Genomic DNA, 17609 nt, shown 5'->3' on the forward strand with positions numbered 1-17609 from the left:
ACTATTAGCAAGAGTATTAGAAAAAGTATGAATTTAAAAAAATTATTAGCATCTGCATTATTAACAGTTGGCCTATGCCAAAGCGTTTTCGCAACACCTGTCGAAATTGACAAAGTCGTTGGTGTTGTTAACCAAGGTGTTATTCTACAAAGTGAAGTCGACACCATTATCAACCGTGTAAAAACTCAAGCAGCAGAGCAAGGTCAAGAGTTACCGTCTGATGACACGCTTCGAATTCAAGCTATTGAGCGTTTAGTAAACCAAACTCTGATGATGCAACTTGCTGAGCGAATGGGTTTAGAGATCTCTGACTCTCAGTTAGACCAAACACTAGAAAACATGGCTCGTGAGCAAGGCGGTACAATTGCGGATTTACGCCGTACTATCGAAGCAGCAGGTGAAAGCTATACAGCTTACCGTGAAGAAATTCGTAAAGAAATCACCACGCAACAAGTCATGCGTGCGAACGTTGACCGTCGTATTTATATCAGCCCGCAAGAAATCGATAACCTTCTAAAAATCATGGAAACCCAAGGCAAAAGTGCCGAAGAATACGATATCGGTCACATCTTGATTGATATTCCTAGTGATGCGTCAGCAGATGAAATCGCGAGTGCTAAAACTCGAGCAGAAAAGGTTATCGAGTTTTTAAAAGAAGGCAAAGAGTTTAAGCGTATCGCTATTTCATCTTCAAGTGGCTCAAAAGCACTTGAAGGTGGTCAGCTAGGTTGGATGGGTATCAACGAAATGCCATCGCTGTTTGCTGAAGCGGTAAAAGGCCATAAAAAAGACGATATCGTTGGCCCTCTACGTTCAGGTGCAGGTTTCCACATTATCAAAGTGCAAGATGTTCGTGGCCGCCAAGTAGTTGAAACAACTGAAGTTCGTTCACGCCACATTCTAATTAAACCATCAATAATTTTAAGTGAAGAAAAAGCCCGTGACATGCTAAAAGGCTTTGCTAAAGATCTACGTGAAGGCAAAGCAGATTTTGGCGAACTTGCTAAAGAATACTCTGAAGATCCAGGTTCAGCATTGAAAGGTGGTGAATATGATTGGACTGATCCAAGTACTTATGTACCAGAATTCAAAAATACTTTGCTTTCTCTAGATAAAAATGAAATCAGTGAGCCATTCAGAACTCAATTCGGTTGGCACATTGTACAGCTTCTTGACAAGCGTGTAGCAGATAAAACTGAACAAGCTAAGCGCAACCGCGCACATCAGCTACTGTTTAATCGTAAATTTAAAGAAGAAAGTTTCAACTGGCAGCAAGAAATGCGTGAGCAAGCGCACGTTGATATTTTCCCAACAGAATAAAAATTATGACCATTAGAATCGCAATTACCCCAGGTGAGCCAGCCGGTATTGGCCCTGATTTACTTATCAAGTTAGCGCAGCACCAGTGGGATGCCCAACTGGTGGTGATTGCTGATGGTGCGCTTTTAAAACAGCGCGCCAAATTACTTGGCTTAGATATCAACTTAATTGAGTTTGATGATAGCAAAGCGCCAAGCCTTGCACCTGCTGGCAGTGTTTACTTACATCAAGTGGATTTAGGCACTGACGTTGAAGTCGGCGTACTTAATGACGCTAACGGTCAATACGTGTTGGATACGCTACGTATCGCCAGCGAAAAAAACATGGATGGTACATTTGCAGCTGTTGTCACAGGACCTGTCCATAAAGGTATTATCAACAAAGCGGGTATCTCGTTTAGTGGTCATACTGAGTATTTCGCACAGCAATCAAATACTGCCGATGTAGTTATGTTGCTAGCAACAGAAGGCTTACGCGTGGCACTCGTAACAACACATATACCACTTGCTTATGTGTCTCGTGCGATTACTGTTGAACGTTTAAGTAAAGTGGCTACGATTTTAAACCATGACTTACAAACTAAGTTTGGCATTGAAAAGCCGCGTATATTAGTGTGTGGACTCAACCCGCATGCGGGTGAAGATGGCCATTTAGGCACTGAAGAAATTGACACCATAACGCCAACTTTAGAACATCTGAATAACCAAGGTATGAACTTAATTGGCCCATTGCCAGCTGACACCCTGTTTCAAGATAAATATCTATCACAAGCAGATGCTGTGCTTGCAATGTATCACGATCAGGGATTACCTGTGCTAAAATACAAAGGTTTCGGCAATTCGGTCAACATTACCCTTGGCCTGCCATTTATTCGCACCTCAGTAGACCATGGTACGGCACTAGATTTAGCTGGCACTGGTACTGCTGATGTAGGTAGTTTTGAATTAGCGATCCGCGAAGCAATTAAGCTCGCCCATGAAAAAGCACAGAATCAATGACAGATAAAGTACATTTAGGACACCGCGCTCGTAAGCGTTTTGGTCAAAACTTTTTAAACGATGACATGATCATCGACAAAATCGTCACGGCTATTGATCCTAAACCTGAAGACAATTTAGTAGAAATCGGCCCAGGCCTTGGTGCAATCACTGAGCCTGTAGCTGAATTAAGTGGCCATCTAACTGTTGTTGAGCTAGATAAAGACTTAGCAGAACGTTTAACGAGCCACCCATTTTTAGGGCCTAAATTAACAGTGCATCAAGGCGATGCAATGAAGTTCGATTTCAGCTCTCTGATCAAGTCTGACGAAAAGTTAAAGATTTTTGGTAACTTACCTTACAACGTTTCGACCCCGCTGCTATTCCATTTATTTGAGTTCGCAGATAATGTTGAGCACATGCACTTTATGCTGCAAAAAGAAGTTGTCAAACGTATGGTAGCAGGCCCTGGCAGTAAAGCCTTTGGTCGTTTAAGTGTGATGACACAGTATTACTGCCACGCAATGCCAGTGATTGATGTGCCACCTGAATGCTTTAAGCCTGCACCTAAGGTAGATTCAGCGGTTATCCGCTTGATCCCTAAAAAGCCAGAACAACGTTCAGCTAAAAGTACTAAGTTATTAAACACCGTTTGTTTAGAAGCTTTTAACCAACGTCGTAAGACACTGCGTAATAGCTTATCTAACTTACTTACAGCTGAAGAACTAACAGGTATAGGTATTGATATCACTCTTCGTGCAGAAAGCCTATCTTTACAACAATTTATTGATATAGCTAATTGGATTTATGACAACAAGCAGTAATTTAGGTTCTCCAATTAAGGTTTCGGTTGAAACCTTCTATGTAGAAGGTCAATCAGAGCCTGAACAAGATAAATACGTTTTTGCTTACTCAATCACCATTAAAAACCACAGCTTATGTAGCGCTAAGCTTTTAAGTCGTTATTGGTTAATTACCGATGCCAATGGTAAAGAAGTTGAGGTACAAGGCGAAGGGGTTGTTGGTGAAACACCCACTATTGCTCCTGGCGAAAGCTATAAATACACCAGTGGTGCTGTACTTGATACCCCGGTTGGCACAATGCAAGGTCATTACACCATGCGTAACGAGTTTGGTACTGAGTTTGAAGCGCCAATCGACGTTTTTCGTTTAGCCTGTCCAAACATTTTGCACTAGGTAACAATGGCTGATTACGCAATTGGTGACTTACAAGGCTGTTACTGTGAATTTGATACTTTACTCAAACGTGTCAACTTCAACCCAAGCCAAGATCACCTTTACTTAGTTGGCGATATTGTCGCTCGAGGCCCTGACTCACTCGCCTGCCTCGAGCGTCTTTATAAAATGCAAGGCAGTGTAACCATTACCCTTGGTAATCATGACTTACACCTTATTGCCTGTCATTATTTAAATAAACCAGCAAATCCTAAAGATAAGCTTGATGCTGTTTTTTCTAGTCCAAAACGCTCTGAATATATTCATTTTTTGCAACAACAGCCTTTAGCCTTGTGGCTTGAACGCTACGACATGCTAATAAGCCATGCCGGCTTAAATCCAAATTGGTCGATTAAAAAAGCATTAAAGCGCGCTCGCTTTGCAGAAAGTTGCTATCAAGGTAGCGATGCCAATCATTACTTTGCCAATATGTATGACTCCCATCCATTAGAATGGCAATCAACGATGAGTAATGAAGCCAAGTTTCGTTATATTGTTAATTACTTCACTCGTATGCGTTTTGTAAATTTGCTCGGTGAGCTAGATTTCAGCAATAAAACCAGCGTTAGTGAAGATAGCTCAATACTACCTTGGTTTGAGCATCCGAATATTTCTGAACTCAATCAACAGATCACATTTGGTCACTGGGCCGCTTTAGAAGGTAAAGTAAACGCCGAAAATATTCATGCCCTCGACACTGGCTGTGTATGGGGAGGCGCAATGACACTCATGGAACTCAGCAAAAAAGACTGTTTTGTCGAAAAATCCCACTCTTTTATCTAAATAAACTGAAAAATAGCTGAACATCTGTTAGATTTATAACAATTAAAGTTGATTTAATTTAAAGCTAATTAAATTTAATTACTTAACTAATTGGCAACCTTGCCGATAAGTGTTGATTAGTACTATTTTCTGGAATTACATATGAACTTGACCGTTAGACAGCGAATTTGGGGTGGCTTTATTGTTATTACGTTACTCCTGCTATTTATTGGTGGTAACTCGTTGATCAGAATTACCAACATTGATCAATCGACACAGCGAGTTAATCAGCTGTCATTACCGGCTCTCGACAAAAGTTATGAGTTGCAAGTTGAATTCATTTTGATGAGTAAGTCAGCGCAAGCGAGCTTTTACACTACATCACAAGATGAATTAGCTGCACTTAGAAAAAACTTTAACGAACAGAAAAAGCGTTACGATAACTCCTACCAAGATTTACAACAGGTAGTTAGTAACGATCCGAAACTGAAACAAAGCAGCCAAGAAGTTGAACAAACTTATAAACGCTTTGCTAAATCTGTTGATAACCTTTTTGCAGACAAACAAACTCAACTTGAGCTCAACAAAACACTGCGCACCCAGCTTGAAAACATCGAGATAAGTGCTGAAGATGCTAACTCTGTTGTACTTGATATTATTGATATTGATGGTCTTGAAGAAAACCACTCGCGTGCTTATCAAGCTGCCAATAACATGGAAAATAACTTCCAATCAGTAGTAACTAATAGCACAGACATGCTAACGGTTAAAACGCTTAATACCTTAGATATCATCAAAAACGAACAAACTTATTACCTAGAAGAAGTTGAACGAAGCCTTGGCCTTATCCGTCCAGCTATCATTGATAATAATGCGGATTTATATAATGACCTAAATGGTTATTTTGAAAGTCTTGCTGACAACGTTCGCGGCAACAACAGTTTATCAGCAAATAAAAAACGTTTAATTGATGCAATTGCACAAACTCAATCTGAGCTAGCCAATGCAGAAAAATCAACCACTGAGGCCCTAAAGCAACTTAAAGAGCTTGTTGACCAAGCTACGGTTCTTGCCTTTGACTTACAACAAGATGTAAGTGGTAACGTATCTACTGCAACGATTTGGACTTGGATTGCCATGGTTATCGCCACTTTAATTGCTATTGCTGTTGCAGCAATTACTGTTAGCCGTATTACTAAACCACTTTCTGAAGTAAACCGTATTCTTGATATTGTTGCTAGCGGCGATATGACTCAACGCCTAGACGACTCTGCTAAAGACGAGTTCGGTGAGCTATCACGCAGTTGTAATACGCTAATCGAAAGTTTACGTACGCTTATTCAAGGTATTATCTCTCGCTCTACACAGCTTGCTGCGGCATCTGAAGAAACTTCAGCAATCACTGAAGAATCAAGCCAAGCTATTCGTAATCAACAAGCGCAAGTTGAACAAGCTGCCACAGCAACCACGGAAATGAGCAGCACATCACAAGCGGTAAGCAGCAGTGCTCAACAGGCACTTAGTGAAATCAAGAACGCAGATAAAGAAGCTGACCGTGTTAAAGGTATTTCTTCGCAAAACAAAGCGACTATTGAACAACTTGCTCGTGAAGTTGATGATGCATCACAAGTTATCAATAAGCTACACAAAGATAGCGCATCAATTGGTGGCATCTTAGATGTTATTCGTGGCATTGCAGAGCAAACTAACCTACTTGCACTGAATGCTGCAATTGAAGCTGCACGTGCTGGCGAACAAGGTCGAGGCTTCGCTGTTGTAGCTGACGAAGTACGCTCTCTAGCGAGTAAGACTCAAGAATCGACGCAAGAGATCCAAGCTATGATTGAATCGCTTCAGGTTGGTGCAGAGGCTGCTGTATCGGCAATGTCGAAAGGTAAGCAACAGGCTGAGTCGTGTGTTGAGCAATCAGACCTTGCCAACACAGCTCTTGACTCAATCACCGCAGCCGTTGCACAAGCTCATAATGTAAGTGAAGAGATCTCGACAGCCGCTCACGAACAGCAACAAGTATCGCAAGAAATTAGCGAACGCTTAGAGTCAATTGTGGCAATTGCAGAGCAAACAGCTGAGGGCGCAAACCAAACCAATATTTCAAGTTCAGAAGTTGCTAAGTTAGCCGAAGAACTACGTTTATCGGTAGACGCGTTTAAAGTTTAAGAAGCTGTAAACGAGCTACGATCTAACAAAGATAGAAGCCGTGTTTGTGAAAGCAAACACGGCTTTTTTATATGTATTCACTTTATAAGGTGTTATTCAGGCACAAAAAAACCGCAACGAGTGCGGTTTCTTAAATTCTATTGGCGTTTAAATTAAAGGCCAGCGCGGTCTTTAATAACAGCGATCAGTGGTGAACCACCGTGACCGTTTGATTCAGCCCATGCGATGTCTGCACCGTCTTCTAAAGAGCTTTTAGATAAGTTCTTAACGATGTATTCACCAGCATCCGCAGCGCCGCTTTCAATTGCATGACGAAGCATATTGTTGCCATTACATTTTACAGCATCAAAGATGTTACGAATTTTCACACGTGAGCTTTTCAGCTTACTACGTAAACGGTTTTTATCATCAGCTGCGATGTACTCACAGATAGAAACCGCTAATTGATCATCAGCTTTTGCTGGTGCTGTATACGCAACTGACGCTGAAACAACAGCCGCTGCAAGTAACATGTTTGGTAACTTCATCATATTTTGCCCTTATGTAATACTTTTTTCTTACCAAGATTGTGTAATATTGTACCAACTAATTATTTTTACCGCAATAATGTTACGAATTTTTATACAGCGTTACAAAGGTATACGAGTAAGAGTTTTTGTTATCAGGCTGATGCTGTTCTTGCTCTACAACTGTCCAATTAGCAACACTTTCGTAATCTGGAAACTGCGTATCACCGGCCACTTCAAGGTCGATGAATGTTAAGTATAGACGATCTGCTTGAGATAGAAATTGTTCGTATATATTTCCACCGCCTATAATCATAACTTCTTCAACATCAGCAACCAATTCCAGCGCAGCCTCAGGTGAAGTAACCACCTCAATACCCTCTGCGGTATAATCAGCATTACGCGTGATAATAATATTTTGACGGCCTGGCAAAGGGCGGCCTATTGATTCAAACGTTTTACGGCCCATGATCACAGGCTTTGCCATGGTTACTTTTTTAAAGTGTTGCAGATCGGCAGGTAAATGCCATGGCATTTGGTTGTCTTGACCAATTACTCGGTTATTTGCCATAGCAGCAATCATTGAAATTTTCACACTAAACCTTAATACTTTTTTCTTATTAATAAAAAAGGAGCGCATGGCTCCTTTTCAGTTTTAAATTTTATCGTTGGTAGATAACTTCTACATCGTAGTCATCATCATCCCAGTCGTCATCCCAATCATCATCGTCTTGAGAGGTCGCTTTCTGATGATAAGTATCCCACTTAAATTCAACTTCTTCTTTCTCTTCTTCAGCGAATTTCTCTTTCGGCATACTATCAAGTAGCGCCATAATGTCATGACAAAGTGCTTGAGTATTTTGTTTATTCGCGGCAGAGATACGGTAAACGTTAGCCTCTTCACCTAGCTCTTCGGCAATTTCATTACACAGGGCTTCAGCTTCACCTTCTGGTAATAGGTCAATTTTGTTAAACACTAACCAGCGCGGCTTTTCAGCAAGTTTAGGGCTGTATTGGTGCAGCTCATTAATAATCGCAAAGGCATTATCAACCGGATTTGTGCCATCAACAGGCATAACATCAATGATATGCAGTAATACACGACAACGCTCTAAGTGCTTTAAGAAGCGAATACCCAGGCCAGCACCATCTGAAGCCCCTTCGATTAGACCAGGGATATCAGCAATTACAAATGACTTATTAGCGTCTGGGCGTACTACACCAAGATTAGGAATAAGCGTCGTAAACGGGTAATCAGCCACTTTTGGTTTAGCTGCAGAAACACTGCGGATAAACGTTGATTTGCCGGCATTTGGTAAACCAAGTAAGCCAACATCCGCAAGTAGCATTAGCTCTAGGCGTAAGCTGCGAACTTCACCAGGTGTGCCTAGTGTTTTTTGACGAGGCGCACGGTTTGTACTTGATTTAAAACGTGCATTCCCCAAGCCATGGAAACCACCTTTTGCAACAACAACCTTTTGACCATGCTTGGTCAAATCACCTAATGACTCTTCAGTATCAACATCAATGATACGTGTACCCACAGGTACTTTAAGCGTTAAATCAGCGCCTTTTTTACCAGTCATGTTACGGCTTTGACCATTTGTGCCGCGCTCTGCTTTATGAAAACGCTCAAATTGGTAATCAATTAACGTATTTAAGTTTTCATCGGCTTGTAGATAAACGCTGCCGCCATCGCCGCCGTCGCCGCCATCAGGACCGCCATCTGGTACATATTTTTCACGTCGGAAAGATACGACACCGCTGCCGCCATCACCCGCGTCACAACGAATTTCTACTTCATCTACAAACTTCATGATTACTCACTTTAAGATTGGCTTGTTAATAACTCTATTATATACCTAAGTGCCCTATTCAGCACCCAATGCCAAGGTGCTTAGGTATATATTTATACGCACTATTATGTGCCTTAAAACAAAAAACCCCGCAAAGGCGGGGTTTTTCAAATATCGAGATGATTACTCAGCTACGATATTTACGTATTTACGGTTTAAAGGACCTTTCTGTTCGAATTGAACTTTACCATCTGCTTTTGCGAAGATAGTGTGGTCTTTACCGATACCTACGTTTGCGCCAGCGTGGAAACGAGTACCACGTTGACGAACAATGATGCTACCCGCTAGAACTGATTCGCCACCAAAACGCTTAACACCTAGGCGTTTGCTTTCTGAATCGCGACCGTTACGAGTACTACCAGCTGCTTTTTTATGTGCCATTTCTCAGTACCTCTAATTAAGCGCTAATGCCAGTGATTTTAACTTCAGTGAACCATTGACGATGGCCCATTTGCTTACGAGAATGCTTACGACGTCTAAATTTAACAATCTTAACTTTCTCACCGCGACCGTGTGAAACAACCTCAGCTGTTACTTTACCACCGTTTACGAACGGTACACCGATCTCGATTTTCTCACCATCAGCAACTAAAAGTACTGAATCAAATTCAACTGCTGCACCAGTTTCAACGTCTAATTTCTCAAGACGAATTGTTTGACCTTCAGTCACACGGTGCTGTTTACCACCACTTTGGAAAACCGCGTACATAATTAACTCCGTCTGTGCGCCCTCAAATCGACGCAACTAAAATATTCTTCAATAGGGCGCGAAGTTTACGCTAATGTGCAAAAACTAGCAAGCCTCTTTTTCGATAAAATGAATAAAAAATAGCTGCATTGAGAGCAATTCAATATTTTTCTCTATTCTATCTTAAAAACACCACATGCCAAGCGGTTTTTACGATCTCATGACAATTAAATTACGCTAATAATACGCATTTTAAAAATTCAAAAAGCTGATCACTTATTAATCAAGGTTATAAATTTATCTCGGCAAAATTGATCTCAAATAAAAAACTTTACAGTGTTTTTTTAATGAATCATCACAAAATATCGAGCAAGTGCTTTTTTTGTTGTACAATCAGCCCCGTATACCCATAAATATTGGCTCGGAGATCAATGGATATAAAAGCTATCCAGACGTTAATCGAAAATGAAATGGATGACGTCAATCAACTTATACATGCCCAAATGCGTTCAGATGTCGCTTTGGTTAACCAACTCGGTTTATACATAGTAAACAGCGGCGGTAAACGCGTTCGTCCTATGTTGGCCATTTTAGCGGCAAAAGCACTCGGTTATGAGGGTAAAGACCACATTACGCTTGCCACTATCATCGAATTTATTCATACCGCTACTTTATTGCATGACGACGTTGTCGACGAGTCACATTTGCGCCGCGGCACACCTACAGCAAATGCTGAGTTCGGTAATGCAGCAAGCGTATTGGTGGGTGATTTTATCTATACACGTTCGTTTCAGCTAATGGTTGGCCTTGGAAAAATGCCAATTATGCAAATTTTGGCTGATGCAACGAATGTCATCGCTGAAGGTGAAGTATTACAGCTAATGAACTGTAACGACCCTGACACCACAGAACAAAGCTACATGCAGGTTATTTACAGCAAAACAGCCAAATTGTTCGAAGCTGCAACAGGCCTTGCCGCAATTATTACTGAGCAAGATGAACAAACCCTTGAAGCATTAAACTTATACGGAATGCATCTTGGGACTGCATTCCAACTAGTAGATGATGTCCTTGATTACAACGCCGATGCCGAGCAACTTGGTAAAAACATTGGCGATGATTTAGCTGAAGGTAAACCTACCCTACCGCTTATCTACGCAATGCAAAAAGGCACTCCCGAGCAAGTTAAGCTGGTACGAGAAGCTATTGAGCTTGGTAATGGTATGGATCACTTAGAGAGCATTCTAGCAGCACTAGCTGACACTAAAGCGCTTGAGTTTGCGATGCAAAAAGCAGAACAAGAAGCTAACAAAGCGATTGCTTGTATTGCTTTCTTACCAGACACACCTTACAAACAAGCATTAGAGAGTTTGGCCCGCATCGCCGTTGCCCGCGATCATTAAACTCTATTTATTCGAGCCATTAAAAAAGCCTGCATTTGCAGGCTTTTTTGTTTTCAGCGCTTTTACTAAGTTAACGAATAAGCAAAGCGCCTATCATCCGGCGGAATTAACCGTTGATGAAATCAACACCTTCTTGGATGTCTTTGTTAAGTGTAGCTAGCATGTCGTTTTTAGCTTGCTCTTCGAATGCACTTAACTCACCGTAAGAAAGGATTTCTTCAACGCCGTTTTTACCTAGACGTACTGGGTGTGCGAAGTATGCTGCGTCACCGTTTTCAACTGCAACGTATGCATAATCAACAACTTCTTCACCTTGTAGGCCTTTCACTAAAGACATACAGAAGCGCGCTGCTGCTGCCCCCATTGAAAGAGTTGCTGAACCGCCACCGGCTTTAGCGTTAACAACTTCAGTACCTGCGTTTTGGATACGTGGTGTTAATGCTGCAACTTCTTCATCAGTGAAAGTAACACCTTCAACTTGAGAAAGAAGAGGAAGGATTGTAGTACCTGAGTGACCACCGATCACTGGAACTTTAACTTCAGTTGCGCTTAAACCTTTAAGTTCAGCTACAAAAGCTTCTGAACGGATCACGTCAAGCGTTGTGATACCGAATACACGGTTAGCATCGTAAGTACCCGCTTTTTTGAATACTTCAGCAACGATTGGCACAGTGCCGTTTACTGGGTTAGTGATAATACCTACTAACGCTTTAGGACAGTTTTTAACGATGCCTTCAGCTAATGTTTTGATGATACCTGCGTTTACGTTGAAAAGGTCCGCACGGTCCATGCCAGGCTTACGTGGCATACCCGCTGGGATAAGAACGATATCACAACCAGCTAATGCTGCGTCTAAGTTGTCAGCACCAAAGCCTTCAACTTTAACGTCTGTTGGGATGTGAGAAAGATCAACCGCTACACCAGGAACAACAGGGGCAACATCATATAACGATAATTCAGAACCTGCAGGTAAACTTGTTTTTAATAATAAAGACAATGCTTGGCCGATACCGCCAGCTGCGCCTAAAACAGCAACTTTCATTGGAATTCTCCGTAATTTGAGGTAGGAAATATTTGTGGCCCTAAAGATAATGAAATTAGCGACTAAAAACAAATTTATCCTGCTTATTTCGCGTATAATTTCGACCATAGTTGTAAACTTAGCTGTAAAGACACAGCATTTTGGACGACTTTGTAAACTAATACTGCATAAATATGCAGAGTTGTGTAGAATTACTCCACATTTTATGAATAAAGAAACGGCAACATGCAACCACAAGACAAACAAGAAGCACTAATCAAAGCGTTTAAAGCGCTATTAAAAGAAGAAAACTTCGGCTCACAAGGTGAGATTGTCGAAGCATTGAAAGAGCAAGGCTTTGATAATATTAGCCAAAGTAAAGTCTCTCGCATGTTAAGCAAGTTCGGTGCTGTACGTACCCGTAATGCAAAGCAAGAAATGGTTTATTGTTTACCGGCTGAAATGGGTGTACCAACAGCGAAAAGCCCGCTGCGTCAGCTTGTTATCGATATTATGCATAACGAAATGATGATCATTATTCGTACTAGCCCAGGCGCAGCTCAATTAATTGCTCGATTACTTGATTCTCTAGGTAAGGCGGATGGTGTACTAGGCACTATTGCAGGCGACGACACTATTTTTATCGCCCCTGCGAAGATTTCAGAAATCGATGTCACGCTTGATCGCGTGCGCACTTTATTCGATACAGTTTAAAGCTGCTTTAAAAAGTTTACTGACGGGGCGAAAAACGCAGATCCCATATCGGCTTGAGTAAAATCGAGCCAATGATCATAGCAATCGCCCTGCCCTAACCGGCTCTTTAATACCTGCTCAAACGCATCCCCTTGCGCCGCACACGAAACCATCAAAATCCCCTGTTTATGCACATCTCCAAATGGCATGCTTTGATTAAGTAATAGTGGCTGACCGTGCTCATCTTTTAGTTCACTGCGAACCGCATGACTAGTTTCTACAGCAGGCACAATCAAGGTATTATCAAGACGCGTACGCCCCATGATTTGTTCTTGCTCGAACAACGACAAATGCTGCCAGACACTCAAGTCATGCACAAAACGCTGCACATGAATATAGCTGCCTTGGTCTTCAAAGTGCCCCGGTTTGTTGATAAGAGCCGTGCTACGCTTTTGACGACCATGAGGGGTATCACCAGCATAAATAAAGCCATTAAAATCACGCCCATCTAAAAACCGAAAATTACGTACCTGCTCCACCAGCTCTACATCCGGTGTTAATAACTTTAGAATTTGCAGAGCAAATAGATGGTTTACATCTTCGCGGTCTGAGCGAATTTGTACAAACAAGTCAAAAGGCTGTGCACTGATCACATGCTCACTATGAGTCACATTAGGAAAGCTTTGTAATTGACTTGGAATAAATTCGGGCAGGATATGCGGCCAATACTGAGCACCAAGGGCAACCACGCACGACAGCATGGCTTCAGAGAACTGATCTGCAAACTCATCTTGAATAACGCTGACGCGTTTTAGTTTTTTACGTAATGACTCATCATGGCCATCGTAAACATTAAAAAACAGGTGCAAACCATGTAAGTTTGCTTCAGCACAAATCCCAGATTGCGCTTGCGCCATAGTGAATCCTTAGCTTCTCGTTATTTGCACCTAGCCAAGGATTCAAGATTGATTAATCATGAAAAAAATTGACTGTGTGCGGCATTATTTTTATTTTTACAGGCTGCTCAACAGCTAACACGCGATCTTGCTCTGCGGCAACTTCACACTCTTGCCCTGCAATATTGATACGATACACATAACGCGTACCGATAAAGCGTCTTTGCAAGATTGTTAAACTGTTTGCGTCACTGTGAGCAGCTTCACACAACTGAATATAGTGCGGTCTTATGTACACTTGACCTTGCTGACAATCTACATTGTTCGCCGTCAATGAGTGAACCACACCAAACGCCGTTTCGTATTCAGTTGGCGTTAATACTTTCGCCGTTAAGTATATGCCCGTACCAAGAAACTCTGCAACCACCTTTGAGTTAGGTTGGCTAAATAACTGCTCCGCGGAGCCCTGTTGGGCGATTTTTCCACCATGCATAACCGCAAGTGTGTCGGCAAAGGCGAAAGCTTCTTCCTTCGAGTGGGTAACAAATACCGCAGATACCTGCTGATCTTTAATAATGCGACGTATATCTGCAATAAGCTCAAAGCGTACTTGTGTGTCAATATTCGAAAATGGCTCATCAAGTAATAATAAGCTTGGCTTATAAGCAAGAGCACGAGCAATCGCGACTCGTTGCTGCTGACCACCTGAAAGTTGATGAGGGTAACGTCCAGCACAACCATCTAATTTAACAAGGCTGAGCATTTCGTCCACGCGCTCACGCTTTTGTGCTTTGCTCATATTACTGAGGCCAAACGCAATGTTGTCACTAACCGTTAGATGAGGGAATAACGCATAGTCTTGAAACATCATGCCGATATTACGTTTTTCAGGTGCAACAAATAGTCCGCTATCATTGACCACATTTGAATCTATGCTCATATAGCCTTGCTCGGGCTGTAAAATCCCCGCGATTGCCTTTAAGGTGGTGGTTTTGCCACAGCCACTTGCGCCAAGCAAACAAACAATTTCATCTTGCTCAACATTAAGATTGAGTTCACTCAATACCTTAGTGCCATTATACTGATAAGCTAGGTCTTGAATTATCAAATGACTCATGAGTGATTTTGCTCCATCGAACGATTAACGAAATACAAAGGTATTAACCCAACTAACACGATAAACAAAGCTGAAATAGACGCAAGCTCTAACTGCTCATCACTAACATACTGAAAAACATGGGTCGCAAGCGTTTCAAAATTAAAAGGCCTAAGTAATAAAGCTGCTGGCAACTCTTTCATGCACTCAATAAATACTAACAAACCAGCAGTAAGAATCCCTCGTTTTAACAACGGTAAATGTACCCGCCATAAGGTTTGTAATGGTCCTTTGCCCATTGATTGACTAGCCATATCTAGCGATGGACTAATACGCAGAAAGCTACTTTCAAGCGCACCATGCGCAATCGCATAAAAACGCACAACATAAGCAAAGATCATGGCAAATAAAGTGCCACTCAAAAGTAACCCAGGCGATAAACCAAAAGGCTCAAGCCAGTTATTTAATGCATCATCTAGCTGAGTTAATGGGAGTAATACGGCAATGGCCAACACTGTACCTGGCAAGGCATAACCTGTACTAGCTAAACGTCCAGGAAGTAAAGAGTAAGCTTGTTTAGCAATTCGCTGATAAAACAATACCAACAAGCTCAATAGGATGGTTGCAATACTCACCACAACAGCGACTTTAAAACTCTGCCAAGCGTAATTAAAAAATGCCCCATTCCATGCTTCATCGGAATACGCAATGGCGTACTTAATTAACACCCCTACAGGCAGTATAAAAGCAAGTAACAGAACTAACATGCAAGCTAAGCTTGCAGCCCATGCAGCCCAGCCTTTTAAGCGATATAATGTTGCACTGTTGATACTTGACTGACGTTCATATACAGCTTGATTACGTCGGCTAAAGCGCTCCACCATGATGGTTAAAAACAAAATGAGTAGCATAATGCCAGAGATTTTCGCTGCAGCCGTCAATGAGTAATAGCCAAGCCAAGTATCGTAAACAGCAGTCGTTAATGTACTCACCGCAAAATAATTAACGGTGGCAAAGTCAGCCATTGCTTCCATGCTGATTAATGTTATTCCTGCCACAATAGCCCCTCGACCAAGGGGCAAACTAACTCTTAAGAAACTTTTAAATGGCGATAACCCCATCAACTGACTAGCTTGTACTAATTTAAAAGACTGCTCTCTAAGCGCTGTTTTAAAAATAAGGAATAAGTATGGATAGAGTACCAGAGCAATCATAATAATGGCCCCGGTTAACGTACGAATATCAAAAAACCAATAATCATCTGGTGATTGCCAACCAAACCACTCTCTTAGCGCTATTTGAATTGGCCCAGCATAATCAAGTAAGTCAGTATACACATAAGCTATGAGGTACGTTGGCATTGCTAATGGCAGCATTAAAGCCCACTCAAACTGCTTACGTCCCGGAAAATCACAATAGGCAGTTAACCAAGCTAACGGTAAAGCAATAACGCAGCTTAATAGTCCCACTCCGACAATGAGTAATAGCGTATTACGGGTATAATCCCAAAGCACCGTGTCAAATAGGTGCTGAAATACGTCTGAATCCCCTTGCAGAGATTCAAATAACAAAAAGCCTAATGGCGTAACAAGCAACAGGCCAATAAGCCAGGCTATAAGCTGCCAACGCGACAGCGAAAACTTCACATGCATAAGTGGATTAATACCAGATAAAATAAAAGCTGTTAAAAAACAGCTTTTATAAAACGAGGTGTGTTCTCGTTATAAATCAAATTTTACTTCGTCAATTAGCTTCAGTGCCACAGGGCGATATTTGCTGATCTCATCAAGAGGAAGACTGTCTTCTTTAAATTCCCCCCATGATGCAACCATCTCAGATAATGCAACCCCTTGCTTTACTGGGTATTCCATATTAACTGAAGCATACATATTTTGCGCCTTATTGTCGGTCATATACTCAATCAGTTTCAAGGCATTTTCAGGGTTTTTAGCGTAACGGGTCATAACAACGCCCGATACGTTAATATGAGAACCACGGTTAGTTTGGTTAGGGAAGTTAATATAAACAGCTTCTGCCCAAGATTTTTGCTGCTCATCTTGCAGCATTTTACCGAAATAGTAGCTGTTGCCTAACGCCAGATCACATAAGCCTTCTTTTACAGCTTTTACTTGTGCTCTGTCATTACCTTGCGGCTTACGCGCTAAATTAGCTTTAACACCTTCTAGCCATTGCTTAGTTTTTACTTCGCCATGGTGAGCAACCATCGAAGCAACTAAACCTAAATTGTATGGGTGTTTGCCTGAGCGCGTGCAAATTTTGCCTTTGTACTTTGGATCGGCTAAATCTTCATATGTTAACTCAGAAAGAGCACCAATACGCTCTTTTGCAGAGTATACATTACGTACACGTTTAGTAAGCGCTATCCACTGACCATCCGCATCGCGAAAGGTGCTTGGCACATTCGCATTTACCACATCACTATTAATTGATTGTGTTAAACCTAAATCTTCTAATTGAATAAGTGCACTAAAATTTGAGGTTAATACTAAATCAGCTTTACTGTGCTTGCCTTCACGCTTTACACGCTCAATCAGACCTTTTTTCGCAAATACCACATTAGTTTTAATGCCAGTTTGCTTAGTGAAATCATCCAAAATAGGCTGAATTAAGAATGGCTGGCGAAACGAGTAAATATTTACTACGTCTGCAGCAAATGCCGGCACGCTCAATAATGCGCTAACTAATACTAAGGCTGTTTTCTTCATTTTATAGCACCTAAATAATAACAATTATCAAAATATTTTACCTAGAGTTAGCGCAAAGTGCACCCGTTTAAACTCATATTTCAATCAACCTAGCTGCCATTTAGGAATTTACATGTAAGAGATGTCTCACCTATATGGCAGCAATTGAGTAAAAAGCACCAGAAAACACTGCCAAAAAACACATAACCAATTGAAATTTAATAATATATATTAAATGACAATAAAATAACCAATAGATTAAGTAGGATTTT

Annotated in this window: 18 protein-coding genes; 8 read left to right on the plus strand and 10 right to left on the minus strand. The window is 41.4% G+C overall.

What is annotated here, in order from left to right:
• The first annotated feature begins 27 nt into the window (after positions 1-27).
• The 6 genes from surA (at position 28) to HCZ11_RS08505 (ending at position 6473) form a co-directional block, all read left to right on the plus strand.
• Positions 28-1320, plus strand: coding sequence for a peptidylprolyl isomerase SurA (gene surA, locus HCZ11_RS08480; RefSeq protein ID WP_130049682.1), 1293 nt, complete (start codon positions 28-30; stop codon positions 1318-1320).
• Between the two features lie 5 nt (positions 1321-1325).
• On the plus strand, positions 1326-2318 hold the full coding sequence (gene pdxA, locus HCZ11_RS08485; protein WP_130049683.1) for a 4-hydroxythreonine-4-phosphate dehydrogenase PdxA: 993 nt from the start codon (positions 1326-1328) through the stop codon (positions 2316-2318).
• Entirely contained in the window at positions 2315-3121 is an 807-nt protein-coding gene (gene rsmA, locus HCZ11_RS08490; protein ID WP_130049684.1) for a 16S rRNA (adenine(1518)-N(6)/adenine(1519)-N(6))-dimethyltransferase RsmA, read from the plus strand. Before pdxA ends, rsmA begins: the two co-directional genes overlap by 4 nt.
• Positions 3105-3494 (plus strand): Co2+/Mg2+ efflux protein ApaG, encoded by a 390-nt coding sequence (gene apaG / locus HCZ11_RS08495; RefSeq protein ID WP_130049685.1) that lies wholly within the window; start codon positions 3105-3107, stop codon positions 3492-3494. Before rsmA ends, apaG begins: the two co-directional genes overlap by 17 nt.
• 6 nt (positions 3495-3500) lie before the next feature.
• Positions 3501-4316: a symmetrical bis(5'-nucleosyl)-tetraphosphatase gene (locus tag HCZ11_RS08500; protein ID WP_130049686.1), complete on the plus strand. Its 816-nt coding sequence runs from the start codon at positions 3501-3503 to the stop codon at positions 4314-4316.
• A gap of 141 nt (positions 4317-4457) precedes the next feature.
• Complete coding sequence (locus HCZ11_RS08505; RefSeq protein ID WP_130049687.1) at positions 4458-6473, plus strand: methyl-accepting chemotaxis protein; 2016 nt, start codon at positions 4458-4460, stop codon at positions 6471-6473.
• A 152-nt stretch (positions 6474-6625) separates the two neighbouring features.
• On the opposite strand, the gene HCZ11_RS08510 is transcribed toward HCZ11_RS08505, so the two are convergent.
• From HCZ11_RS08510 to rplU, 5 genes are all read right to left on the minus strand, one after another.
• Positions 6626-7003, minus strand: a complete 378-nt coding sequence (locus tag HCZ11_RS08510; protein WP_062566166.1) for a DUF3718 domain-containing protein — start codon at positions 7001-7003, stop codon at positions 6626-6628.
• Positions 7004-7082: 79 nt separating this feature from the next.
• On the minus strand, positions 7083-7574 hold the full coding sequence (gene folA, locus HCZ11_RS08515; RefSeq protein WP_167658209.1) for a type 3 dihydrofolate reductase: 492 nt from the start codon (positions 7572-7574) through the stop codon (positions 7083-7085).
• Positions 7575-7641: 67 nt separating this feature from the next.
• Positions 7642-8796 carry an Obg family GTPase CgtA gene (gene cgtA / locus HCZ11_RS08520; RefSeq protein ID WP_130049689.1) on the minus strand — a complete coding sequence of 385 codons (1155 nt, stop codon included), beginning with the start codon at positions 8794-8796 and terminating at the stop codon, positions 7642-7644.
• Positions 8797-8958: 162 nt separating this feature from the next.
• Complete coding sequence (gene rpmA, locus HCZ11_RS08525) at positions 8959-9216, minus strand: 50S ribosomal protein L27 (RefSeq protein WP_054551015.1); 258 nt, start codon at positions 9214-9216, stop codon at positions 8959-8961.
• Positions 9217-9232: 16 nt separating this feature from the next.
• Positions 9233-9544, minus strand: a complete 312-nt coding sequence (gene rplU, locus HCZ11_RS08530; protein WP_036965957.1) for a 50S ribosomal protein L21 — start codon at positions 9542-9544, stop codon at positions 9233-9235.
• A gap of 410 nt (positions 9545-9954) precedes the next feature.
• On the opposite strand from rplU, the gene ispB reads away from it, so the two are divergent.
• Positions 9955-10926: an octaprenyl diphosphate synthase gene (gene ispB / locus HCZ11_RS08535; protein ID WP_167658210.1), complete on the plus strand. Its 972-nt coding sequence runs from the start codon at positions 9955-9957 to the stop codon at positions 10924-10926.
• 106 nt (positions 10927-11032) lie between these two features.
• Here ispB and mdh read toward each other — a convergent pair whose 3' ends face one another.
• Positions 11033-11968 (minus strand): malate dehydrogenase, encoded by a 936-nt coding sequence (mdh, locus tag HCZ11_RS08540; protein WP_130049690.1) that lies wholly within the window; start codon positions 11966-11968, stop codon positions 11033-11035.
• Positions 11969-12193: 225 nt separating this feature from the next.
• On the opposite strand from mdh, the gene argR reads away from it, so the two are divergent.
• Positions 12194-12661, plus strand: coding sequence for a transcriptional regulator ArgR (gene argR / locus HCZ11_RS08545; RefSeq protein WP_054551012.1), 468 nt, complete (start codon positions 12194-12196; stop codon positions 12659-12661).
• Here argR and HCZ11_RS08550 read toward each other — a convergent pair.
• The 4 genes from HCZ11_RS08550 to HCZ11_RS08565 form a co-directional block, all read right to left on the minus strand.
• A complete protein-coding gene (locus HCZ11_RS08550) occupies positions 12658-13557 on the minus strand; it encodes a Dyp-type peroxidase (RefSeq protein ID WP_130049692.1) in 900 nt (299 codons plus the stop codon). The two genes, argR and HCZ11_RS08550, sit on opposite strands and share 4 nt — an antisense overlap.
• Before the next feature lie 52 nt (positions 13558-13609).
• Entirely contained in the window at positions 13610-14653 is a 1044-nt protein-coding gene (locus HCZ11_RS08555; RefSeq protein ID WP_130049693.1) for an ABC transporter ATP-binding protein, read from the minus strand.
• Positions 14650-16284, minus strand: a complete 1635-nt coding sequence (locus HCZ11_RS08560) for an iron ABC transporter permease (protein WP_167658211.1) — start codon at positions 16282-16284, stop codon at positions 14650-14652. The genes HCZ11_RS08555 and HCZ11_RS08560 overlap by 4 nt, the downstream gene beginning before the upstream one ends.
• A 69-nt stretch (positions 16285-16353) precedes the next feature.
• Positions 16354-17358 carry a Fe(3+) ABC transporter substrate-binding protein gene (locus HCZ11_RS08565; RefSeq protein ID WP_130049695.1) on the minus strand — a complete coding sequence of 335 codons (1005 nt, stop codon included), beginning with the start codon at positions 17356-17358 and terminating at the stop codon, positions 16354-16356.
• Between the last annotated feature and the right edge of the window lie 251 nt (positions 17359-17609).

Origin of the sequence: Pseudoalteromonas sp. HF66 (genome assembly GCF_011806445.1) — a bacterium.
GTDB classification, from domain to species: domain Bacteria; phylum Pseudomonadota; class Gammaproteobacteria; order Enterobacterales; family Alteromonadaceae; genus Pseudoalteromonas; species Pseudoalteromonas apostichopi.